The 23110-nt window shown below is 63.4% G+C and carries 20 protein-coding genes and 1 pseudogene; 10 read left to right on the top strand and 11 right to left on the bottom strand.

From position 1 onward, the window contains the following. The first annotated feature begins 19 nt into the window (after positions 1-19). Positions 20-2002, top strand: a complete 1983-nt coding sequence (locus NKG60_RS20190; RefSeq protein WP_352868078.1) for a glycoside hydrolase family 127 protein — start codon at positions 20-22, stop codon at positions 2000-2002. On the opposite strand, the gene NKG60_RS20185 is transcribed toward NKG60_RS20190, so the two are convergent. Then, positions 1989-2735: a gamma-glutamylcyclotransferase gene (locus NKG60_RS20185; protein WP_352975389.1), complete on the bottom strand. Its 747-nt coding sequence runs from the start codon at positions 2733-2735 to the stop codon at positions 1989-1991. The genes NKG60_RS20190 and NKG60_RS20185 overlap by 14 nt on opposite strands. A gap of 156 nt (positions 2736-2891) precedes the next feature. Between NKG60_RS20185 and NKG60_RS20180 the strand changes: the two are divergent. The 3 genes and pseudogenes from NKG60_RS20180 to NKG60_RS20170 all read left to right on the top strand — a co-directional run. Beyond that, positions 2892-2969 (top strand): annotated as a pseudogene (locus tag NKG60_RS20180) (hypothetical protein); the annotation flags it as partial. A gap of 100 nt (positions 2970-3069) precedes the next feature. Next, entirely contained in the window at positions 3070-4233 is a 1164-nt protein-coding gene (locus NKG60_RS20175; protein ID WP_352663129.1) for a putative hexosyltransferase, read from the top strand. Next, entirely contained in the window at positions 4220-4852 is a 633-nt protein-coding gene (locus NKG60_RS20170; protein ID WP_352663126.1) for a hypothetical protein, read from the top strand. The genes NKG60_RS20175 and NKG60_RS20170 overlap by 14 nt, the downstream gene beginning before the upstream one ends. Here NKG60_RS20170 and NKG60_RS20165 read toward each other — a convergent pair. The 5 genes from NKG60_RS20165 to NKG60_RS20145 all read right to left on the bottom strand — a co-directional run bounded on the left by NKG60_RS20165 (position 4849) and on the right by NKG60_RS20145 (position 10327). Then, positions 4849-5289 (bottom strand): GtrA family protein, encoded by a 441-nt coding sequence (locus tag NKG60_RS20165; protein WP_352663123.1) that lies wholly within the window; start codon positions 5287-5289, stop codon positions 4849-4851. The genes NKG60_RS20170 and NKG60_RS20165 overlap by 4 nt on opposite strands. Then, the gene (locus NKG60_RS20160) at positions 5282-5974 is read right to left on the bottom strand and encodes a class I SAM-dependent methyltransferase (RefSeq protein ID WP_352663120.1); all 693 of its coding nucleotides are present in this window, start codon (positions 5972-5974) and stop codon (positions 5282-5284) included. The genes NKG60_RS20165 and NKG60_RS20160 overlap by 8 nt, the downstream gene beginning before the upstream one ends. Beyond that, positions 5949-6989, bottom strand: a complete 1041-nt coding sequence (locus tag NKG60_RS20155) for a glycosyltransferase family 2 protein (protein ID WP_352663366.1) — start codon at positions 6987-6989, stop codon at positions 5949-5951. The genes NKG60_RS20160 and NKG60_RS20155 overlap by 26 nt, the downstream gene beginning before the upstream one ends. Positions 6990-7453: 464 nt before the next feature. Next, positions 7454-8836, bottom strand: a complete 1383-nt coding sequence (locus NKG60_RS20150; RefSeq protein WP_352663117.1) for an FAD-binding oxidoreductase — start codon at positions 8834-8836, stop codon at positions 7454-7456. Positions 8837-9136: 300 nt separating this feature from the next. Beyond that, complete coding sequence (locus tag NKG60_RS20145) at positions 9137-10327, bottom strand: sulfite oxidase (protein WP_352663113.1); 1191 nt, start codon at positions 10325-10327, stop codon at positions 9137-9139. A gap of 226 nt (positions 10328-10553) precedes the next feature. Between NKG60_RS20145 and NKG60_RS20140 the strand changes: the two genes are divergently transcribed. Further along, a complete protein-coding gene (locus NKG60_RS20140; protein ID WP_352975386.1) occupies positions 10554-11561 on the top strand; it encodes an AraC family transcriptional regulator in 1008 nt (335 codons plus the stop codon). Between the two features lie 76 nt (positions 11562-11637). Here the strand turns inward: NKG60_RS20140 and efp are convergent, their stop codons facing one another. After that, a complete protein-coding gene (efp, locus tag NKG60_RS20135) occupies positions 11638-12204 on the bottom strand; it encodes an elongation factor P (protein WP_023674374.1) in 567 nt (188 codons plus the stop codon). A gap of 114 nt (positions 12205-12318) precedes the next feature. On the opposite strand from efp, the gene epmA reads away from it, so the two are divergent. After that, positions 12319-13365: an EF-P lysine aminoacylase EpmA gene (gene epmA / locus NKG60_RS20130; RefSeq protein ID WP_352663106.1), complete on the top strand. Its 1047-nt coding sequence runs from the start codon at positions 12319-12321 to the stop codon at positions 13363-13365. A gap of 45 nt (positions 13366-13410) precedes the next feature. Here epmA and NKG60_RS20125 read toward each other — a convergent pair whose 3' ends face one another. The 4 genes from NKG60_RS20125 to NKG60_RS20110 are packed head-to-tail and all read right to left on the bottom strand — an operon-like array spanning position 13411 to position 17751. After that, complete coding sequence (locus NKG60_RS20125; RefSeq protein ID WP_352663103.1) at positions 13411-14238, bottom strand: ABC transporter permease; 828 nt, start codon at positions 14236-14238, stop codon at positions 13411-13413. Positions 14239-14240: 2 nt separating this feature from the next. Continuing rightward, positions 14241-15521: an ABC transporter permease gene (locus NKG60_RS20120; RefSeq protein WP_352663100.1), complete on the bottom strand. Its 1281-nt coding sequence runs from the start codon at positions 15519-15521 to the stop codon at positions 14241-14243. 5 nt (positions 15522-15526) lie between these two features. After that, a complete protein-coding gene (locus NKG60_RS20115) occupies positions 15527-16576 on the bottom strand; it encodes an ABC transporter substrate-binding protein (RefSeq protein WP_352663097.1) in 1050 nt (349 codons plus the stop codon). 5 nt (positions 16577-16581) lie between these two features. Next, a complete protein-coding gene (locus NKG60_RS20110; protein ID WP_502903367.1) occupies positions 16582-17751 on the bottom strand; it encodes an ABC transporter ATP-binding protein in 1170 nt (389 codons plus the stop codon). Positions 17752-18063: 312 nt separating this feature from the next. Here NKG60_RS20110 and NKG60_RS20105 point away from each other — a divergent pair, with 312 nt between their 5' ends. From NKG60_RS20105 to NKG60_RS20090, 4 genes are all read left to right on the top strand, one after another. Beyond that, entirely contained in the window at positions 18064-19452 is a 1389-nt protein-coding gene (locus tag NKG60_RS20105) for an aminotransferase-like domain-containing protein (RefSeq protein WP_352663091.1), read from the top strand. 10 nt (positions 19453-19462) lie between these two features. Further along, positions 19463-20713: an NAD(P)/FAD-dependent oxidoreductase gene (locus tag NKG60_RS20100; RefSeq protein WP_352663088.1), complete on the top strand. Its 1251-nt coding sequence runs from the start codon at positions 19463-19465 to the stop codon at positions 20711-20713. A 239-nt stretch (positions 20714-20952) separates the two neighbouring features. Next, positions 20953-22296 (top strand): TldD/PmbA family protein, encoded by a 1344-nt coding sequence (locus tag NKG60_RS20095; protein WP_352457105.1) that lies wholly within the window; start codon positions 20953-20955, stop codon positions 22294-22296. Further along, positions 22283-23089, top strand: a complete 807-nt coding sequence (locus NKG60_RS20090) for a 3'(2'),5'-bisphosphate nucleotidase CysQ (RefSeq protein WP_352663082.1) — start codon at positions 22283-22285, stop codon at positions 23087-23089. Before NKG60_RS20095 ends, NKG60_RS20090 begins: the two co-directional genes overlap by 14 nt. The last annotated feature ends 21 nt before the right edge of the window (positions 23090-23110 follow it).

Raw genomic sequence — 23110 nt, 5'->3', positions numbered from 1 at the left:
AATCGAACGGAGTAAATTGATGACCGCATCGCAATCCGCCAGTCAGGGCGCCAAGCCGAAACTCGCCTTCCGCCCGCTGCCGGTGCCGCAGGTCGACGTGCGCGGCTTCTGGGGCGACCGCGTCGATGCCGTCGCCTCAAAAACCGCCGGCATCCTCTACGATCGCTGCGTCGAGGCGTGCATGCTCGAGCAGATCGACCCGGACCGACCGTCGCCCGGCGTCGTCATTCCGTTCCACTCACCCTCGCCGGACGAGGCCGCCACCGCCGGCAACGAGTTCACCGGATCGACGGTGACCACTCAGATGTTCTGGGACTCCGATTGGGGCAAGACCATCGAGACCGCCGCCTATTCGCTCTACCGCCGGCGCAACGACGAGCTCGAAAAGAAAATCGATGCCGTCATCGACATGTACGGCAGGCTGCAGCAGCCCGACGGCTATCTGTCGAGCTGGTACCAGCGCATCCAGCCCGGCCTGCGCTGGACCAATCTGCGCGATTGCCACGAGCTCTATTGCGCCGGCCACCTGATCGAAGGCGCCGTCGCTTACTACCAGGCCACCGGCAAACGCAAGCTGCTCGACATCATGTGCCGTTATGTCGACCATATCGCCGAGACGTTCGGTCCCGAGCCCGGCAAGAAGAAGGGCTATTGCGGCCATGAGGAGATCGAGCTGGCGCTGGTCAAGCTGGCGCGGGTGACCGGCGAGCGCAAATACATGGAGCTTGCCAGATATTTCATCGATCAGCGCGGCCAGCAGCCGCACTATTTCGACGAGGAGGCGCGCGCCCGCGGCGCCGACCCCAAGGCCTATCATTTCAAGACCTACGAATATAACCAGTCGCACAAGCCGGTGCGAGAGCAGGACAAGGTCGTCGGTCACGCGGTGCGGGCGATGTATCTCTATGCGGGCATGGCTGACATCGCCACCGAATATGGCGACGACACGCTGCGGGTGGCGCTCGACCGGCTGTGGGACGACCTCATGACGAAGAACCTCTATGTCACCGGCGGCCTCGGGCCGTCGGCGCACAATGAAGGTTTTACTGCCGACTACGACCTGCCCAACGACACCGCCTACGCCGAGACCTGCGCTTCGGTCGGCCTGGTGTTCTGGGCAAGCCGCATGCTCGGCATGGGTCCCAATGCGCGCTACGCCGACATCATGGAGCGGGCGCTCTACAACGGCTCGATCTCCGGCCTGTCGCTCGACGGCTCGCTGTTCTTCTACGAGAACCCGCTCGAAAGCCGCGGCGCCCACCACCGCTGGAAATGGCATCGCTGCCCGTGCTGCCCGCCAAATGTCGGGCGCATGGTCGCCTCGATCGGCAGCTATTTCTATGGCCTGTCGGACGACGCACTCGCCGTCCATCTCTATGGAAACGGCACGGCTCGTTTCGATATTGCGGGCACGCAAATAGAGCTCACCCAGACCAGCAATTATCCGTGGGACGGCGCGGTCTCGATCTCCGTCGAACCGGAAGCTCCGACCGAGTTCACCTTGCATCTGCGCATGCCGGGCTGGTGCCGCAAGGCAGCGCTCAAGGTCAACGGCGCAGATGTCGATCTGGCTGCCATCAGCAGCGACGGCTATGCCGCGATCCGCCGCGAATGGCGCAAGGGCGACCGCGTCGAGCTCGATCTCGAAATGGCCGTCGATCGCCTCTACGCCAACCCGCAGGTGCGGCAGGATATCGGCCGCGTCGCGCTGGCGCGGGGTCCGCTGATCTATTGCGTCGAGGAGACCGACAATTCCAGCCAGCTGCATCGCATCGCTCTGCCGCGAACGGCCGACATCGAGGCGCATCAGCAGCCGAACCTTCTGGGCGGCGTCGTGACACTTTCGGCGATTGCCAAGAAGGATGCTTTCGAAAACTGGGAGGAGGGGCTCTACCGCACCGAACCGCCGGCGATCGAGGAAGCGAAAGTCACCGCCGTGCCGTATTTCGCCTGGGACAACCGCGACCCCGGCGAGATGCTGGTCTGGCTCAGGGACGAATGAAGCCCGACGGCGGCGCCCGACCGATCTCCTCGGCCACAAGTTCCTGCAGCTGCCAGAGATTGCGGTCGCGGATGCCGCAGGCGTCGAGATGGCGAATGGTCTCGAACAGATATTCGGCGCCCGAACCCCAGTGGCCGACGGCCGTGGCCAAGGTCGCCGCTATCGCTCGCTTTTCGAGCTTGCCGGCATAGCGTGGATTGGCGGGATCGACAACGAAACCAAGCGCTTGGCCCATCCCGTCGCTTGTCCTGACCTGCAGCCAGCGCGGCACGTTGACGGACGGCAGGATGGTCATCTCGCGGCGCAGCAGCGTTTCGAGATTGGCCGCCACCGGCTCGGCGATCTCGAAGACCATGCCCTGGCATTGGCCGCCGCGGTCAAGCGCCATCATCAGGCCGGGCTGCTCGACCGTGCCCCTGAAGCGTTGCACCGTAAAACAGAACGAACGTTGCCAGCCTGTCGCCACGGCCCGTTCGCCACCGCTGACCTCGCCGGCCGGCTTCCACAGCAGTGAACCATAGGCGAACAGCTTCACCGGCCCGGCCGGCGCGCCGGCCAGCACCTCGTCGCGAATGCGCGCGTAATCGGCATCGGTCATGTAGACCATGCCCGGCGTCGGCCCGGCGTCCTCGACCGCCCGCAAGGTGCGGGCGACCAGCGCCTCGGTCAGCGCCATCGGTGACTTGGGCGGCGCCGACCGACGCCGCGATGCGGCGGAAATGACCTTGCTCATCCTCGTGCTCTCAGCCCTGCCGCCATGTTGCCGAAGGCTGAAGGATTCTCAAGGGCCGAATACACCGGCGCAGTCGGCAATTGCCGAAGAGGAGGCATTCGAAAACCGGGAAGGAGGCTGTACCGCACCGAACCGCCGGCGGTCTAGGAAGCGAAGGTCACCGCTGTGCCGTATTTCGCCTGGGACAACCACGACCCCGGCGAGATGCTGGTCTGGCTCGGGGACGCCGGATAGGTATCGCAGAATTGAGCCGCAATGCATGCCTTGAATTCGCCAGGGCGCGCGTCATCTAGCTTTGAGTGGCGCCGGCCACTTGAACGGGTGGAGGCAGATTTTGGCGCTCGAAGCTGTGGCGCGTCCGAACGCCGGTCGCCGCTTTATTGCGGTAGCCGTCGTGGCGGTGCCGTTGCTGTTCGTCGTCAGTGGACTGGCCATTCGCTATGCCGCATTCACTTCGGTCTCGTCGGAGGCAGGCTTCGCGGCCTACGCCCAGGCGCTCTGCCGCTGGGATTGCGCGTGGTATGTCGACATTTCCGAACTCGCCTATGAGCGCTTTCCCATTCCAGGCCAGAGCAATGTCGGACGCTGGGGCTTCTTCCCGCTCTATCCGATGCTGGTGGCGGCCATCCGGTCTGTTTTCCCTTTTCCGACCATCCTGGTCGCATCGATCACATCGATTGCGTGCAGCTATGCCGCCTGTCTGGTGGCGTGGCCGCTGCTCGAGAAGAACATGCGCGCCTATGTGCTGTATTGCGCCTTTCTGCTCAGCGGCCCGTTCTCCTATCACTTCACGACTTTCCTGACCGAACCTCTTTTCGTGCTCCTGACGTCGTGCGTTTTTCTGGCGCTCAAACGCTCCAGCTATCTGGCCGCGGGACTATCGTCGGCTCTCCTGTCGGCAACCAGGCTTGTCGGGGTGCTTGTTGTATTCGCGACCGTCATTCAGATGTTCAGGGATTACCGCGCCAAGGGCGGGTCGACGCTGTCGTTCCCGCGTTGGCTGCTCGGCCGACCGGATCTGCTTGTCGCGATCTTCATCTCGCCGGCCGGTCTATTCGCCTACATCCTGTTCCTCTATCTGACGGTCGGCGACGGCTTTGCCTTCCTGCACGTGCAGCGCGCGTTTGGACGGGTGCCGGGTAATCCGCTCGCCTTTATATGGGATGGGCTCTCGGCCGTTCCGACGGATGGATGGCTCCCCACAGCCCCGCAATGGAGCGCGCTCGCCGCACTCATAGGACTGGCGCTATCGGCGGTTCTGGCGGTTCGCAGGCAATATGGCGCTGCGTTGTTCTGCGCCTGTTGCATCATCCTGCCGCTGATCACGAACCTGGCCTCAATGGTCAGATACGTCGTTGGGCTTGCACCTCTGACAATGTTGCTGGCCATGCTGTTGTCGGCGTCGAAGCTGACATTTCTTGCGGCTCTGGCTCTCTTCCTGGGCGCCTGTTATTTCATGACCGTGGCATGGATCGGGGGCTATCTTGCCCTGGTCTAGCACTCCGGACCCATATCGGCGCTCCGCCTTCGTCGGCGGCTACGCGCTCGCGGCGGTTCTGGCCGGGTCCGAGGTCGTCATCCTTACGCTTGCTCTCAATCCGAACGTCAACGCCGATTACCGCGCCTACTACATTGATCGGACAACGACCTGTCTCAATCGCGATGCGGTCGGCAGCTACACACTTGGCGAGACGGTGTCGTTCCGGTCCGACGGCGCCAAAAAGACAGCCGGCATGATGGTCTGCGGCTGGTCGGGCCCGGTTGCCGACGGCACCCATTCGCTGGGCGAGACTTCGCGGCTTCGCCTGAAGATATCGCCGCTCCGCGACGGCCTGACGGCCACGCTGCAAATGGCCGCCGTCATTCGCTCGCCACAGGTCACGCAAAGAGTGGTGATTTTGGTGAATGGCGTTCGGGTGCATGCGGTGACGTTGTCCGGCAAAGAGCCGCGAACGGTCTCGTTCGTCATCCCACCAGCGACTCTCGCCGAGGCTAAAACACTCGACATAGCTTTCGACTACCTCGACGGCATTCCGCAAACTCCGGCCGCCAGCAACATCTACAAACGCTCGATCAAATTGTTGTCGTTACGGCTCGATCCCATTGAGGCGAGTTAGGGCGGGCGATCACGCTGCTGGATGCGTCTTCGCTGCTGAAAAACCCAGCGGTCGAGCATGAGAAGATTGACCGCTGGAACAAGCAGGCATGTAACCAGAATGGCAATGATCGGCGGCAGGCCGAGTTTGGCCGTCAGAAGCGCCGGCGCCGCGTAGGCGACGGCGAAGCCTGTCGCCGTCAGCAAGAAAAAACGCGGAGCTTCAGTTCGATGCGATCCGCTCGACGCGAAGGTTACGAACTTATGCGCGAGGTAAGAAAACAGGGCGGCTACCGTGTAAGCTACGAGCGAGGCACCGACCGGCGAGAGGTCGAACCGTTGCGATTTTACCAAAGCGGTGGCCATCACGGCATACAGGATCGTTGCAGCAATGCCGACCGACCCGAAACGCGCCAGTAGCCTCAGCCCGGCGTTGCTGGTCGAACGGCGCTCAGACATGCGCACTGCACGCATACTGCGCCCCAAGCGGCAAAGGCGCGAATACCCGCTCGACTCTTCTGGCCAAGGGCCTTGCCGATGGCAGCAGCAGGAAATGCTCGGATCGGATGTCCCTGAAGCCTGTGTCCTGAAAAAGAGACCTTGCTCTCGCCGCGTTGAGCAGGACCGCGTCCTGGTCGAAAGGGCACCGAAACACCGCAAGGCGCGTCATCGGATTGTAGGGGTTGTGCTCGATGACACAGGCGACGCCGCCTGGCCGCACGACGCGCCGCATTTCCATGAAGAAATCGAGCCAGGAGGAGGGCGGAACGTGATGGACGACGCAACTGGCGAAAGCCAGATCGAACGCGCCATCCTCGTAGGGCAGTCTCGGCGTGGTGCAGGCCCTGTAGGTCACACCTGGATTGTCCTGGCCGGCGCGCAAAATTGATTGCTCCGACACGTCGCAGCCATCGAGGCTGTCGAAAGCGCCGTCGAGGTAGGGGTGGAGCGAACCGACGCCGCAGCCGACATCCAGCGCCCTTACAGCCGACCCACCCTGGCGAAGCTTTCGCTCGACCACCAGACGCCGCAGCAGGTCCGCCTTGGCGACAAGGAAGAAGTCGTGGCTGAGCCCGGAAAACCGGATGGAGCCTTCGACCGCCTCGCCATATTCGGATTCATAGCTGTCGAAGAGTTCGGCCATTGGCGGGGACTCCACTCCTGGACTTGTGAAATGACCGGCGGCGCTCACCAGAGGCGGCACGCATCGGCTCGTCGAAGCCGGTGAGCCGATCGATCACATAAAGCGGGCGGCGTTTGACCTCGGCGTGGATGCTGCCGACATAGAGTCCGACCACGCCGGTCATGAAAAGATTAATCCCGCACAGAAGCGACACGATCACCACGGTTGATGTCCAGCCGGCAATGATGCCGGTTTCAAAAAACCAGGCAAAGACGGCGTAGGCGCCGAAGGCCCCTGCAAGCGCGGAAATGGCCAATCCGCCCCAGAGCGCCAGGCGCAACGGCTTCTCGGAGAAGCTGACGATGCCGTGAACTGCGAGGTGCATCATTTTCCAGAATGGGTATTTGGTCTGGCCCAGGGTTCGCGCGTGGCGCTCAAATGGCACAGCCGTCTGCTTGAAGCCCATCCAGCCGAACATGCCCCTGACGAAGCGGTCATGTTCGGGCATACGCTTGAAGGTTTCCAGGGCCTTGCGGCCGACCAGGCGGAAGTCGCCGACGTCGCGCGGAATATCGACCGAGGTCATTTGCTCCAGCAGTCGATAGAATAGACTTGCCGTAAAGACCTTGAACCAGGATTCGCCGTCGCGCTTGACCCGGCGGGCATAGACGATCTCAAAGCCTTCCTTCCACTTAGCCACCAGATCGAGAACGACTTCCGGCGGGTCCTGCAGGTCGGCATCCATGACGATGACGGCATCGCCCGCAGCGGCGTCCATACCGGCGGTAATCGCCACCTGGTGGCCGAAATTGCGGGAAAATTCGATCAGCCGAAAGCGCGGCTCGGCGGCGACCACTTTTTGAAGGTATTCGACGCTTCCATCGACGCTTCCGTCATCGACGAAGATGGCCTCCGTTTCGCCGTCCAGCCGGCGGATAAGCGAACTGATCCGCTCGATCAGCCGAGGCAGCACCTGTTCTTCATTGTATATGGGCAAGACCAGCGAGTAGCGCGGCGGTGACCTGTTCACCGTCATTCCAGCCCGTTGCACCACAGAATCTCGCATGCGGTTGAAAATGGAACGCAAGCTACAAAGTTCCAAAGGCACTTAAGAAATTGCTAATTTAGCTAATTCTGAAGGGGATATGGTGCTCGAGGAGGACTGAAGGGTGTCGTGGTGACGTCGGACGTCCGCATCGAAGCGTGGAATTGTCGGTAGGCTGCCGGCGCAATCGGCCTGAAGGGAAGCAGCCGCTGAGGCATATCCCTTTGACCGCCTTGCCTACTCCCGGGCTTGCCGGTTGAAGCAGCGCTACGGGTGACCTGAGCGTGCGGGCCGACCGCTTTTGCTGCATGTCAGACATGGCTCATGGAACATGGTGGCCGAGCCCGGCCGAGTATCGCGCTTGCAAGGCCGGCGAGCGTCCGGACCGGCAACCTATCGTACCGGCCGAGCCGGCCGGTACGATACAACACTTGCCGGCCTGACGAGGGCCGCCGTCAAGCAGCCGGCCGGATGTTCTGGTTCACCCGGAAGAGGTTGTTCGGGTCGTATTTCTTCTTCAGCGAGGCCAGGCGCTCGTAGTTATCGCCATATGCCGCCTTGATTCTTGCATCGCCCTCGTCATCCATCATGAAGTTCAGGTAGGCGCCACCCAGATCGAATGGATGCACGGCCTCCCAGTAGGCCTTGGTCCAGCGTGTCACCGGTCCCGCTTTCTGTGGGTCCGGATCGATCCCGGCGATGACCATCGACCAGGTCGCATCGCGGTAATTCCAGGGTGTCTCGTCTTTGCCGACGCGATGGACCGCGCCGTCGATCGGATAGAGATGCATGAGCGATAGCTCGCTCGGTGTTTTCGCCGCCTGCTCGAGATGGGCGTCGATCGCCTCGTCGGACAGCGTCTTGACGAAATCGCCCCGCCAGTACCACTGCATTCCCTTCGGGTAGAGCCCATCGAACATGCTCTGCACGGCGGGATAGGGCATCATTCCCATCCAATTGAACCAAGGCGCGGGGAGCGCATCGAGTAGCGGAGCCAGCGCCTCTCTGCCCTTGTCCTCCGGGCCGTTATAGCAGCACATCAGCAGACACATCCGCTTTCCCCAAAACTCTTCCGGGAACGGTGCGCTCGAGAGGATGGTCTTGAGCCCGAGAAAGATGCCGAGTTCTTCGGGCGCGTTCGGCAGGAATTCGCGATAATGCTGCATGATGGTACGGGCGTGGCGCTGATCCCATGCGATCGGCCCCGCAAAGACCATGCTGACCCGGTGAAGCTGGAACACAAAGCTGGTGACGATGCCGAAATTGCCGCCGCCGCCGCGAAGCGCCCAGAACAGGTTGGGGTTCCGCTCCTTGCTGGCGGTGACGAAGCTTCCGTCGGCAAGCACGACATCGGCCTCGACCAGATTGTCGATGGTCAGGCCATATTTGCGCGTCAGATAGCCATGGCCGCCGCTCAGCGTCAGTCCGGCGACCCCGGTGGTCGAGATGATGCCCGCCGGTACGGCCAGGCCAAACGCATGGGTGGCGTGATCGAGGTCGCCCTGGGTGCAGCCCGGACCCACCCGCGCCGTACGGGCGTCCGGATCGACGCGCACGCCGTTCATCGCCGACAGGTCGATCACCAGACCGTCGTCGCAGCTCCCCAATCCGGGTCCGTTATGGCCGCCGCCACGTACCGCAACCAGCAAATTGTTGTCGCGGCCGAAATTCACCGCTGCGATCACGTCTGCGACGTCCACACAGCGGGCGATGATCAGCGGCCGCTTGTCGATCATGCCGTTGTAGAGCTTGCGGGCCTCGTCATAGCTGGCGTCGCCGGCGCGGATGACTTCGCCCCGCAGGCTTGCTGCGAATTTGGTGATATCTTCATCGTGCATGACATTCCTCCCTATTATTGGACCTGTCGGCCGGCTGATGAAACGCTAGTCCCGTCCGTTGTTCCCGCAAATGTCACATCGTCCATTTCTGTTGCCCGATCGTTCAGGGGAGGATCAGCCATATGTGCGCTTGCTCATATGGCCATATTGCGCTCTTCAAACCGCCGTCCCGGACGATTGCGAGCGCAATGTTCCCGCCAAGTTTCATGAAACCGCTGCGGTGTCGCGAGGCGGTCTCATCCAACTGTCTGACGCTCATTCGGCAATGCCCGACGCAATTGCCGCACTTGGCCCAAATCCTCAGTCGACGCGTAGGCGGCGCGTCACTTGGCCATTGCTTTCCCAATATGTGTGTTTCTTGGCGATCCACGGATCGTTCATCGCCGGCTGAATGTTGCCGCTCATGTCGATCGCGCGCGAGGTCACGGTGTGCTCCCCGGGCGAAGGCTTGGGCCAGTCAAGAGACCACATCTTCCAGGCGAATTCCGCCTCGTCGCTGCCGATTGTCGCCGGCATCCACGGCCCATCGTCGATCTTCACCTCGACCCGGTCGATCGGCGCGCCCCAGGCGGCTCCGACGATCCGGTAATCGTTGCCGATATGGGTGACCCGGGCCGGCGCCGATTTGAGGCGCGCCCGTCCGACGGACGTTTCTACCCACACGGTCTCGCCGTTATGGTCTTCCTCGCGGAGCGTGACGTAGTCGCGTCCCATGAACCGGTTCTCGAAGCGCTGGTCGCGCACGTCGATGCGCTTGAGCCATTTCACGTTGGCGACCCCGTACCAGCCCGGCGCTATCAGCCGCAGCGGGAAGCCATTATCGGCCGGTAGGGCAGCTCCGTTCATCTCGTAGCAAAGGACATTCTTTGGGTCCATCGCATCTGCCAGCGACATGCTGCGCGCGAAATTCTGCTTGAACTTGACGTCGTCGGTCCGCTTGATCTCGCCTTCGTCGGCGGCCCAGAAGACCACTTCGATGCCGCTGTCGAGGACGCCGGCCTCCTTTAGGATCGGGGCGAGCGGCGTACCCGCCCAGCGCGCATTACCGATGCCGCCATTGAAAAACGGAAGGCCGGTATTGCCCGAACATTCGATCGTGAACGTGACTTCCTGGCGCGGCCGTGCCTTGATATCGGCAAGCGTCAGGGTCGTCGGCTTTTTGACCAGGCCGCCGATTTCGAGCTTCCAGGTGCCTGCGTCGATGACTGGCCGGTTGAAATGCGCGATTGAAAAGAACTTGTCATTGGGCGTTACCCAGGAATCGAGATCCTCCCAAACGAGCTGATTCTTGATGACCTCCGGAACCGGGTTCGGTGGCAGTTGGTCGAGCCATTTGACGACTTTCTCGCCGGGCCGGCTTGGAAAGGCATAGGCGTGTTGGCTCGCGAAGAATGCCGCTAGGCCCGCCAGCGCCGCGCTGCCCTTTGTGATGAATTCTCGACGCGGAATCCGCAGGCTTGCTGCGGATTTGGTGATGTCTTGATCGTGCATGGTATTCCTCCCCGTTAGTGGACCTGTCGGCCGGTCGATGAAACGCTAGTCCCGTCCGTTGTTCCCGCAAATGTCACATCGTCCATTTTTGTTGCCCGATCGTTCAGAGGAGGATTAGACCGGATGGGTAGTTGCTCGGGCGGCTGTATTGCCGGATAGTTCGAGATGCCTGGCCGAAAAACGCGTTGTCAAAGGGAGCAGCCGATCGTTTCCGGAGGTGTAGTGCATGGATGTCCTTTCCGATGTGCTCCGAGCCGTTCGCCTCACCGGTGCGATCTATTTCGACGTCGACGCCAGCTCTCCCTGGGTCGGCGAGTCGCCGGGCACGGCCGACATTGCCGCCGCCGTCATGCCGGAGGCAGAGCACATCATTTCTTTTCATGCCGTGATGTCGGGCTCGTGCTGGGCCGCGCTGGCAGACGATTCGGTGCCCCCGGTGCTGGTGAACGCCGGTGATGTCGTTGTCTTCCCCGGTGGTGTTCCGAACGTGTTGAGCTCCTCGCCCGGGGCGCGGGGCGAACCCAATATGGCGATGTATTATCGGCCGATAGGCGAGAGCCTGCCGTTCGCGGTGATCCATGGTGGCGGTGGAGACGAGCGGACCCGGTTCATTTGCGGGTATCTTGGCTGCGATGCGCGTCCCTTCAATCCTCTCCTCGCCGCGTTGCCGGCCATCCTGTGTGCCCGCAAGCCCGCCGATGGAAGCAGCTGGGTTATCGACCTTTTTCGGCTGGCGCTGGCCGAAGGTGGCAGTGGGCGGGCGGGCTGTGAAACGATCCTCGCCAAGCTGAGCGAGCTGATGTTCGTCGAGATCATCCGCCGCCATCTCGAGACCCTCCCCGACGATTCGCGCGGCTGGCTGTCAGGCCTGCGGGATCAACATGTCGGCGAGGCGCTCCGGCTCATCCACGCTCGCCCCAGGGAGGAATGGACATTGGACCGGCTCGCCCGCGAAGTAGGGCTCTCGCGCACGGCCTTTGCGAGCCGCTTTACCCACTATGTCGAGGTCTCGCCCATGCACTATCTTGCTCGTTGGCGTCTGCAACTGGCAGGACGTTTGCTCGAACGGCCCGAAATGAGCATCGCGCAAGCGGGGGCCGAGGTCGGCTACGAGTCGGAAGCCGCCTTCAATCGTGCCTTCAAAAAGTTCGTCGGCATTCCACCTGGCACCTGGCGAAAGGGGCGGTCGGCGTTGCTGGAGGCTCAGAGATTGCCCGCTGGCGTCGTGCAATAGGCGAAGCCCTGGCACAAAGAGGAAGACGTGACCGGCAGCCTCGACGTTTTCGGCGAGGCGTTTCAGGTTTCGCGCCTCAATCCTTCGCGCGCTCGACATAGGCGCCATCGGCGGTCATCACCACCACGCGGGTGCCGGCGCTGATGTGTGGCGGCACCAGGGTGCGCACGCCGTTGGACAGCGTTGCCGGCTTGTAGGACGAGGACGCCGTCTGGCCCTTGGTCACCGGCTCGGTCTCGACCACCTCGAAAGTGGCGCGCTGCGGCAGCACCAGCGAGATGGCGATGTTGTTGTACTGCGAGATCTGCACCGGCATGCCTTCGACCAGATAAGGCGCCATGTCGCCGACCACGCTTTCCGGCACCGCGACCTGGTCGTAAGTCTCCGGATTCATGAAGTGAAAGCCTTCGCCGTCGCGGTAGAGGAACGTGTGCTCGCGCTCCTCGACATAGGCGCGCTCGACCTGCTCGGTGGTGCGGTAACGCTCGGAAACCTTTACCCCGTCGGAGATACGCCGCATGTCGAGCTGGGTGACCGGCGTACCCTTGCCAGGATGAATGTTTTCGGCAAAGAGGATCACATAAAGCTTGCCGTCCTTTTCGACGACGTTGCCTTTGCGTAAGGAGCTGGCGATGACCTTCACGGGTTTCCATCCTGATAAAATTTGTTGGCGCAAATCGGCTGGAGAGGCCGTTGCGTGCGGCCTAGCGCATCTTGGCCGCAATCGCCAGCCCTCTGTGCAATTCCCCTGAAGCCGATGACCGTCGCCTCGCCGTGGTGGACGCCGCATGTCCACGCCGACCGCCGGCCGCGGCTGATCCTGCGCAATGCCATTGCCGCCGGCATGCGCGATTGGTTCGCCCGCCGCGACTTCGTCGAGGTGGAGACATCGGCCCTGCAGGTCTCGCCCGGCAATGAAGCGCACCTGTCGGCCTTTGCCACCGAGGCGATCGGGCCGGACGGGCGGCGCCAGCCGCTCTACCTCCACACTTCGCCGGAATTCGCCTGCAAGAAGCTGCTTGCCGCCGGCGAGGAGCGCATCTTCAGCCTCGGGGCTGTCTGGCGCAACCGCGAGCACGGCCCCTTGCACCATCCTGAGTTCACCATGCTCGAATGGTACCGCGTCGGCGAGACCTATGAGAGCCTGATGCGCGACTGCGCCGAGCTCGTCGCGCTGGCGGCCGAACGGACCGGAGCGAAGCGTTTTAGCTTCCGCGGCCGCGAGGTCGACCCGTTTGCCGAGCCGGAAAGGTTGAGCGTCGCCGAGGCCTTTATGCGTCACGCCGGCATCGATCTGCTGGCGACGGTTGCAGCCGACGGCAGCACCGACCGCGCGGGGTTGGATGCCGCCCTGGTCCAGGCCGGATTGCGGACCGCGCCCGACGACAATTGGGCAGACCTGTTCAGCCGGGTGATGGTCGAAAAAATCGACCCGGCGCTGGGGCAGGGCCGCGCCACCATCCTTTTCGGATATCCGATCTCGGAGGCGGCATTGGCCCGGCCGAGCGCCGACGATCCGCGCACCGCCGAGCGCTTCGAGCTCTATTGCTGCGGCGTCGAACTCGCCAACGCCTTCGGCGAGTTGACCGACCCGGCCGAGCAGCGCCGGCGCTTTGCCGCCGAAATGGACGAAAAGCAGCGTGTCTACGGCGAACGCTACCCGATCGACGAGGACTTCCTCGCCGCGCTCGCCATCATGCCGCAGGCGAGCGGCGCGGCGCTCGGCTTCGACCGGCTGGTGATGCTCGCCACCGGCGCGCTCAGGATCGACGACGTAATCTGGACGCCGGTGGCCGCTTCCTGATGATAGGTTGGGCAAGACCGATCTCGCCCGGCTTGAAACCCAGGATTAGATGCTCGGTCCAGGCCGCCGCCGGCTGCGTCTAGCCAGAAGATTGGCGACGACCAGGAGGATGATCGACAGCCCCATCATCAGTGTCGCTGCGGCGGTGATTGCCGGGGAGAGCTTTTCGCGCAAGCCAATGAACATTTCGAGCGGCATGGTGCGTTGGTTGGCGCTGGCCAGGAACTGCACAACGACGACCTCGTCGAACGAGGTGACAAAGGCAAAGGCGGCGCCGGACAGCACGCCGGGCAGGATCAGCGGCAGCATCACCCTGAAGAACGATGTGACGGGCCTTGCTCCGGAGATGGCGGCAGCGCGCATCAGATTGCGGTCGAAACCGGTGAGGCTCGCTCCCACCGTGACAACGACGAACGGGCTGGCGAGCGCGGTGTGCGCCAGGATGATGCCGGCATAGGTGCTGGCTAGGCCGACGCGGGCATAGAACAGATACGAGCCGACGGCGGTGATCACCACCGGCACGATCAGCGGCGACAGCAGCAGCGGCATCACGATGCGGCGGCCGGGAAACTTTTCGTCGGAAAGCGCAATCGCCGTCAACGTGCCGAGTATCGTTGCGATCAGCGTCGTCCCGAACGCAACGATCAGGCTGTTGCCGATCGCCGATTGCCAGCGTTGGGTGCCAAGCACGACCGCGTACCAGCGCGTCGAAAATCCCTCCAGCGGAAAGATGAAGAAGGCGCCGCTGTTGAACGACAAGGGGACAGGAACGAGGATCGGCACGAGCAGGAACAGGATCACCATGCCGCACCATAGCCAGAGCAGGGTTATGCGGATTCTTTCGCCTGTTGTCGGATAGGGAGACAGCAGCATGGCTACACCAGCTTGAGACGGTCGAGGCCGAGGATGCGGGCGAAGACGCCGAACAGCGCCAGGGTGAAGACGAGCAGGATGAAGCTCAGCGCTGCCGCCATCTCCCAGTTCAGCTCGACATTGACGTAGTTGGCGATGAAATTGCTGATCAGCTGGTCGCTTGCCCCGCCGATGAGCGCCGGCGTGATGTAGTAGCCGAGGCAGAGAATGAAGGTGAGCAGGCAACCGGCCATGACTCCTGGAAAAACCTGTGGAAGATAGACGCGGCGGAACGCGGTGAAGGGTTTTGCGCCGAGCGAATAGGCGGCCTTCATCTGCGAGGCCGGGATCGTGCGCATGACGCTATAGATTGGCAGCAGCGTGAACGGCAGCTGGATATGGGTCATGGCGATGATCAGTCCGATGCGGCTGTACATCAGGTCAAGCCGGTCGTCGGCAATGCCGAGCCACAACAGCAAATCATTGACCAGGCCGAATTTCTGCAGGAGCACGGTCCAGGCCGCGGTTCGCACCAGGATCGACGTCCAGAATGGCAGCAGCACCGCGACGATGAGGATGGCGGCGAGGCCCTTGGGCACCGAGGCGATGAGATAGGCGAGGGGGAAGCCCAGTATCAGCGTGGCCAGCGTCACCGCCGCGGCGACGAAGAATGTGCGCATGAACACCTGCAGGAAGATCGCCTGTTGCGGCGGCACTCTGTCAATGCCTCCATCGGCGTTCCAGCGCAGATCAAGCGCGCTAAGCAGGTAGAACGACGTCACGCTATGGGTGCCGCTCTCGATGGCCGGCCACGTGCCGGGCGCCGACCAGAACGGCACGCCTTTCATCACCTCCAGCGGCGGCCTGTCGGCAGCCTCAAGTTGGCGTACCGTCTTGAGCACCTGGCTGCGCGCACCGGGCAGGCGGGCGTTGAGGCTCTTGGCGAGTTCGTAGGCGGTGCCCTTGGCCTGATTGTCCCTGAGGTCGGCGGCAAGGGCCAGGAAGGCGGCATCGCCTGGCAGTCCCGCGCCGTTCCAGCCGCGCAGCGCCTGGCTGGTCTGCGGCAGGGCGTCAGCAATCGTCGGATCATAGACGGCGCGCGACAGCAGCAGGACGATCGGGATGCCGAAGCTCAGCGCCAGCAGCACAAGCAAAGGTGCCGCCAGCGCCAGCGACCGTAATCGATCGCCGAACTCAGCGCGCCGAAGCTTTGCCGTGACGGATTTCGCCGCCTTGGCATCGGCAGCCGACCGGTCGCGCACGATGCGCGGCCGATTCAGTTCCGTGGGCCCAAGCGCCGTCATTTTTCCTACTGCGCGAGCCAGGCGTTGAAGCGCTTGACCAGATCCTCGCCGTAGTCGCCCCAGAATTCGGTGTCGGCGACCAGATAAGCGCTCATATGGTCGGGCGCGTTCGGCAATTTGGGCAGCGCGTCCGGCGCGACAAAGGAAGCTGCATCGGTGCGCACTGGCCCGTAGGTGATGTAGCTGGCCAGCTTGGCGTTGATTTCCGGCTGGCTGATATAGGCAAGGTACTTGTAGGCCAGGTCCGGGCTCTTGGCCCCCTTCGGAATGGCGATCATGTCGTATTCGAGGATCTGGTTGTTCCAGACGATCTTGAACGGCGCCCCGTCCTTGTCGATGGCATTCTGGATACGGCCGTTCCAGGCGGTGGTCATCACCACTTCCTTCGAGGCGAGGAGCTGGGGCGGCTGTGCGCCGGCGTCCCACCAGACGATGTCTTTCTTGATGGTGTCGAGCTTCTTGAAGGCGCGGTCGACGCCTTCCGGCGTGGCCAGCACCTTGTAGACATCGGCCGGCGCGACGCCATCGGCCATCAGCGCCCATTCCAAATTCTGCGCCGGGAACTTGCGCATCGCACGCTTGCCGGGAAACTTGGTCGTGTCGAAGATATCGAGCACCGAGGTCGGCGCCTCCTTCAGCACGTTGGGATCGTAGGCGAGCACGTCGCCATAGGCGTCGAGACCGACACCGCAGTCGAGCGCGGAGCCTTCGAGGAATTTCTCGCGCGGCGCGATCTTGGAATAGTCGAGGCGCTCGAGAATGCCGGCGTCGCAACCTTGCAGCACGGTCGCAGTCTCGACCGTCACTAGATCGATCGGCACGTTGCCGGTGTCGACCATGGCTTTGACCTTGCCGAGATCGCCGAGATATTCCTGCTCGACGATCTTGACGCCGGTCTCCTTGCTGAATGGTTCGAACCACGCCTTGCGCTGGGCATCCTGCCAGGCGCCGCCGCTGGCCATGATCGAAAGCTCGTCGGCGAAGGCGACATGTCCTGAGGTGATGAATGCTGTGGCTGCCGCAAAGGCGAACAGCCGTGCTTTGGTGATTTTCATTGTTGTTATTCCCCTGTTTTCGAGATGGAACCGCCCGTTCCGGCATCTGTCGGGAAGGCGCGGCAGTCGTTGGGCGCGCAGGAAACCGTGACCGGTTCCCCGTTGCCCATGGTCGCTTCGGGGCCGACCTTGACGGTCAGCACCTGTCCGTTTTCCAGCCTGGCCAGAAGACGCTGGTGGTCGCCGAGATAGATGCGGCCATCGACCGTGCCGGCCAACGCATTTGCTCCGTTCGAAGCGGGCGCAAGCTTCAGCCGCTCCGGGCGGATAGCGATATGGCAGGCCGCGCCCTCCGCAACACCGATGGCCAGCGCCGTTACCGAACCGCCGCCGTCCAGCGCAACGCGGCACTCCTTGCCAGAGACGCGGTCGACCTTGCCGAGCAGCGTATTGTTCTCGCCGATAAAGCTTGCGACAAACGAAGTTTGCGGCGCGTTGTAGAGATCATCAGGCGAACCGAGCTGGGCAATCCCGCCATTGTTGAAAACGGCGACGCGGTCCGACATGGTCAACGCCTCGCTCTGGTCGTGTGTCACATAGACAATGGTGACACCGAGCATTGTGTGAAGTTGCTTGATCTCGAGCTGCATATGCTCGCGCAGCTTCTTGTCGAGCGCACCGAGTGGCTCGTCCATCAGCACCAGGCTCGGCTCGAACACCAACGCGCGGGCAAGCGCTACGCGCTGCTGCTGGCCGCCGGAAAGCTGTGCCGGCCGCCGGTCGCCGAACTGCCGCAGCCGCACCATGTCGAGCGCACGGCCGACGCGGGCCGCGACTTCCGTCTTGGTAATCTTGCGGACGGAGAGCGGGAAGGCGACGTTCTCTTCAACGCTCATATGCGGAAACAGCGCGTAGTTCTGGAACACCATGCCGATGTTGCGTTCGTAGGGCGGCAGCCTGTCTACCGACCGGCCTTCAAGCGTGATGACGCCGCTGGTCGGCCGTTCGAACCCTGCAAGCATGTTGAGCGTCGTCGTCTTGCCCGAACCGGAAGGTCCGAGAAGGGTAAGGAACTCGCCGCGCGCTACGCCGAGGTTCAGCCGCGTTACCGCGAAGGTCCGGCCGTCATATGATTTCTCGACATCGACAAATTCGACAAATCGCTGGCTGCCGGCATCGCCCGCCCGTGCAGAACCGGCACTGTCGCGTGACAGGGCTGTCGCTTCGGCCATCACGGACGTAAGTCCGTCGAGCTGCGGCAGAAGCTGCTTGTCGAAACGGGGTGGCGCTTGCCGTGCATATATCGGTCTCGCATGACGCTGCCGCACAATGGCGGCAAACCAAACTTGTATGCTCACACAATCGATCGCTAAAGAACCATAGATGCAGACAAGTTTGGCCGTCAAGCGGCTTTCTTCGCGATTGTGTGAGATTTTCCGGGCCGGATTTTGAAAATACCTACCGGACAAGTGCTATTGTCTGGAGCATTGTCTTATGCTAGATGCGCCGATAGCCAGAGCGTCAACACACCGAATCCGTCAATCCGCATGCTTCAGGACCTGCAACTCGCCTCGGATGAAGGCCCGGTGTACCGGCGCCTTGCCGACGCTATTGCCGAACGGATCACGTCCGGCACACTTGCAGTTGGAGACCGGCTGCCGCCGCAGCGCGAGATTGCCCGCGCACTGGGTATCAATGTCACCACGGTGACGCGCGCACTGTCGACGCTCCAGCAGCGCGGCTTGCTCGAAGCACGGCCTGGGCGCGGCACGACGGTCGCGGCCCGCGACGCCGGCGAAAGACCCGGCTTCGTCTCGGCGCCAAGCGACGACACCGGCGTCATCGACCTTTCCGTCAACCGGCCGGCAACCTCGGCCTATCTCGATGCGCTAGCGCTGCTGCTGCCGCGCCTGTCGAAGGACCGGCACTATGCCACGCTTCAGGATTATCATCCGCCCGAGGGGCCGCTTTGGGCGAGGACGGCAATCGCCGAGTGGATGCGACCGGTAGCGGGGGAAGGCGATCCCGGCCGCGTGGTGCTGGCGGCGGGCGCCCAGCACGGGCTGGATTGCGTGCTTGGCGCGGTGACCAGGCAAGGCGAGGTCGTGCTCGCCGACGAAGTGACCTATCAGGGCATCAACGCGCTGTGCCGGGTGCATGGGCTCGACCTCAGAGGCGTCGCGATGGACCGTGGTGGCATGCGGGCCGACGCATTCGACGCGGCCTGCGCGCAGCTCCGCCCACGCGCGGTCTTCCTGGTGCCGACCCTGCACAACCCGACGACCATTACGCTATCCGAGGATCGCCGGCACGAGCTGGTGACCGTGGCCCGCCGCCACAACGTCCTCATCATCGAAGATGACGTCTACCGGCCGCTGGCAGACAATCCGCTGCCATCGCTTGCCAGCCTCGAGCCCGAATTGACGGTTCACGTCGGCGCCTTGTCGAAATGTCTTGCCCCAGGGCTGCGCCTCGGTTTTGTTATCGCGCCACGCGCCATAGCCGGCCAGGTCGCAGCGGCTTTGCGCATCAACTGCTGGAGCATCAGTCCCTTGACGGGGCTGATCGGCGCGCGGCTGATAGAAGAGGGCTTGGCGGCGCGCATCATAGAAACGCAGAAGCAGGAGCTTCGCCAGCGCCAGGCCATCCTCACCGAAATCCTCGGCCGCTTCGATGTCCAGAACCACCCCACTTCGACGCATGCCTGGCTGCGCCTTCCGGAGCCGTGGCGTGGCGCCGGTTTCGCTCGCACCTGCCTGGAACGTGGCGTTGCTGTGCTCCCGGGTGACGCCTTCGCGGTTGGGCGCGAGCCGGTACAGCACGGCGTGCGCATCAATGTCGGCGCCGCGCGCTCGCTCGACGATCTGCGCACGGCCCTGAACACCATGGCCGAACTGTTATCGGCGGGCCATCTGCAATTGCCTGGCTTCGTCTAGGAATTTAATGATGGCAGCGTCGGAAAGGGTCGAAAGCGCCATCGTCGGCGCCGGTGTTGTCGGACTGGCAACGGCACTCCGGCTCGCAGCTGAGGGTCGCAAAGTCCTGCTCATCGACCCCAATGAGCCGGGCTCCGGGGCCTCCTTCGGCAATGCCGGAACGATTGCCGAATATGCCTGCATGCCGGTGGGCAATCCGGCTGTGCTGCGCGCGCTGCCAAAGCTGCTTCTCGATCCTGACAGCCCTTTTTCCTTGCGCTGGCCGGCGCTGTTGCAGCTTGCGCCATGGCTGGTTCAGTTCGTGAGGCAATCGCTTCCGGCGGCCACCCGCGCCAATGCGCTGGCGCTCGCCGGCCTACTGGCCGAGGCCCTGCCGGCCTGGGAAGAGATGGTGGAGGAGGCTGACTTGGCCGACCTGCTGCGCCGCAACGGCTGCCTCTACCTGTATCGCCGCGAGAGCGATTTCGCCAAGGCCGCCGGGGGCAGGGCGCTGCGCGCCGGGTTTGGCGTCCATCAAGAGGTTCTGACACCGGAAGAGGTCGCCGCGCTGGAGCCTGGCCTGCCCGCGACCGGGGCCAGCGGCCTGTACTTCCCCGACTCGATGAATGTCACCGATCCCAAGACAGTGATGCGGCGGCTGCTCAATGCCGCGACCGCCCGCGGCGTTTCGGTAGCGCAGGCTGAGATAACCGGGCTGCGGGTCGAGGCGGACGGTGTCAGGCTCAGCGGTTCCGGCTTTCGCATCAAGGCGAACACGGTGGTGATCGCCGCGGGCGCGCAAGCGCGGGCGTTGGCCATGCAGGCCGGCGACAGGATCCCGCTCGAGACCGAACGTGGTTATCATCTCGAATTCCCGACCGGGGCGCCCCTGCTCCATCGCCCGGTCTGTCCTGTCGATCTCGGCTTCTACATGACGCCGATGAACGGCCGGCTGCGTGTCGCCGGAACCGTCGAGCTCGGCGGGCTTGCAGCGCCGGCAAATCCACGCCGGCTGGCGCTGCTCGATCGCGGTGTCAGGCAGTTCTTTCCACAACTCGGCCGGCCGTCATCCGAGTGGCTCGGGTTCCGGCCGTCGCTGCCCGATTCCCGGCCGGTCATCGGCCCGTCGCGCGGCAGCTCCAGGGTGATTCATGCCTTCGGTCATGGCCACCTTGGCCTGACACTCGCTCCGATCACTGCACGCCTGGTCGCTGAACTGATCAGTGGTCGCGGCGATCCAGCGCGTGTCGCGGCGTTTTCGGCTGGTCGCTTCCGCGCCTGATCGATCGAACATTTCGCCTTCGGGTTGATCAGGAGTCTATTTCCGATCAGGCCAGCGTAGGTGCAAAATCAAAGATCTTGTGCGTCTAGAAGGACGCACCAGCTCTAGATCGGTCGCGCCGACCTGGGGCTAGATGCCTCCTGATTGTCCGCTTCTCCCATTGCAGAAGCGGCACCGGGACAATAGATGGTGCAGCAGCGGCTGCCCTTCAGCCAGCCGGAAATAACAGGATTATGCGCATGACCGATACGCTCGACGCAGCGAAACTGACCGATCGCGTCGCGGCCCTGGTCGAGGCTGCCAAACGGGCCGGCGCCGATGCCGCCGATGCGGTTGCGGTGCGCGGCCGTTCGACCGGCGTCTCGGTGCGGCTCGGCAAGGTCGAAGGCACAGAAGCGTCCGAGAGCGAAGACGTCTCGCTGCGTGTCTTCGTCGGCAAGCGGGTAGCGAGCGTTTCGGCAACGGCGGCATCCGACCCCAATATGCTGGCCGAGCGCGCCGTCGCCATGGCCAAGGTGTCGCCTGAGGATCCCTATCAGGGCCTCGCTGACCCGGCCTTGCTGGTCAAGAAGCCGCGCGACCTCGATCTGTTCGACGCCACCGAGGTGTCGGCGGACCAGCTGAAGGAGGCAGCGCTTGCCGCCGAAGCGGCGGCGCTTGCCGTCAAGGGCGTCACCAATTCGGCCGGTAGCGGTGCCAGTGCCGGGCTCGGCGGCCTGGTGCTCGCCACCTCGCACGGCTTCGTCGGCCATTACGTCGCCTCGCGTTTTTCGCGCTCGACCAGCGTGATCGCCGGCGAGGGAACCGGCATGGAGCGCGATTACGAATTCTCCTCGCGCCAGCATTTTTCCGATCTCGACGCGCCGGAAGACATCGGCCGCAAGGCCGGTGAGCGCGCTGTCCGCCGCATTGGCGCACGCAAGGCGGCGACCGGGCCGGTCGACGTGGTGTTCGATCCGCGCGTCGCGCGCGGCATTGCCGGCCACCTTGCCGGTGCCATCAATGGCGCCGCGGTGGCGCGCAAGACCAGCTTTCTGCGCGACATGATGGGCAAGAAGGTGGCTTCGGCCGCAATCACCGTCACCGACGAGCCGCTCCGGCGCCGCGGACAGGCCTCGCGCCCGTTCGACGGCGAAGGCGTCGAGGGCGAGAAACTGTTCATGGTCGACAAGGGCGTGCTCAACCACTGGTTCCTGTCGACCTCGGCGGCTCGCGAACTCGGCCTCGTTACCAATGGGCGCGGCTCGCGCAGCGGTTCGTCGGTCTCGCCATCGTCGACCAATCTCGCGATCGAGCCCGGGGAAAACACGCCGGAAGAGCTGATCAAGTCGCTTAAGACCGGCTTCTACGTCACCGAAGTGTTCGGCCAGGGCGTCGACATGGTGACGGGCGAATATAGCCGCGGCGCTTCCGGCTTCTGGATCGAAAACGGCGAGCTGGCCTATCCCGTCGCCGAGGTGACCATTGCCTCCAATCTGAAGACGATGTTCCTCAACATGGTTCCGGCGAGCGATCTCGACCGCAATTTCGGCACTGCCGCGCCCACGCTTTTGATCGAAGGAATGACCCTTGCCGGAGCTTGACCCGGCCGTCTCGGCCGGCGCTACTGAAGACTTGCAGCTGTTGCGCGATGCCGCCCGCGAGGCGGGGCTCATCGCCATGCAGTACTTCAACAACAATCCGCAAGTGTGGATGAAGGGCGGCACCTCGCCGGTCAGCGAAGCCGATCACGCCGCCGACAAATATCTGCGCGAGACCTTGCTGACGGCCCGGCCGGATTATGGCTGGCTGTCGGAGGAAACCGTCGACGACCCGGTAAGGCTTGTCGCGCGCCGCACCTTCGTCGTCGATCCGATCGACGGCACGCGCGGCTTCCTCGAAGGGCTGCCCACATGGTGCGTCAGCGTCGCGGTGGTCGAGAAAGGCCGAACGCTTGCTGGCGTGCTCGACTGCCCGGCGAAGGGCGAAATCTATTGGTCGCTGCCGGGCGAGGGCGCATTCCTGAACGGCCAGCGCATCAGCGTGCGTCCGCCGTCGGAAACGGCCGAAATTGCCGGACCGAAGCCGATGATCGACCTGATGCCGGCGAAATGGCATAAGCGGCTGAGGCGGGTGCCCTATATTCCTTCGCTCGCCTACCGGCTGGCGATGATCGCCGGCGGCCAGCTCGATGCCACCTTCGTTAAGGCCAATGCGCATGACTGGGACATCGCCGCGGCCGATCTCATCCTGCGCGAGGCAGGCGGCGCCTTGCTCGATCGGCACGGCCGCGCGCCGCTCTATGCCGGCGAAGTGATCCGTCACGGACCGCTCGCCGCCGGCAGCGGCGAACTCCTGGCCGTGCTCGCCGGCGTCATCGCCGGGCTGGACAATTGACCACTATCAATAGTTCCAAAG

It is taken from the genome of Mesorhizobium sp. M1428 (genome assembly GCF_040317515.1).
GTDB lineage: Bacteria > Pseudomonadota > Alphaproteobacteria > Rhizobiales > Rhizobiaceae > Mesorhizobium.
Note: the sequence above shows the minus strand (reverse complement) of the source record. Positions and strands in the feature narration are given on the sequence as shown.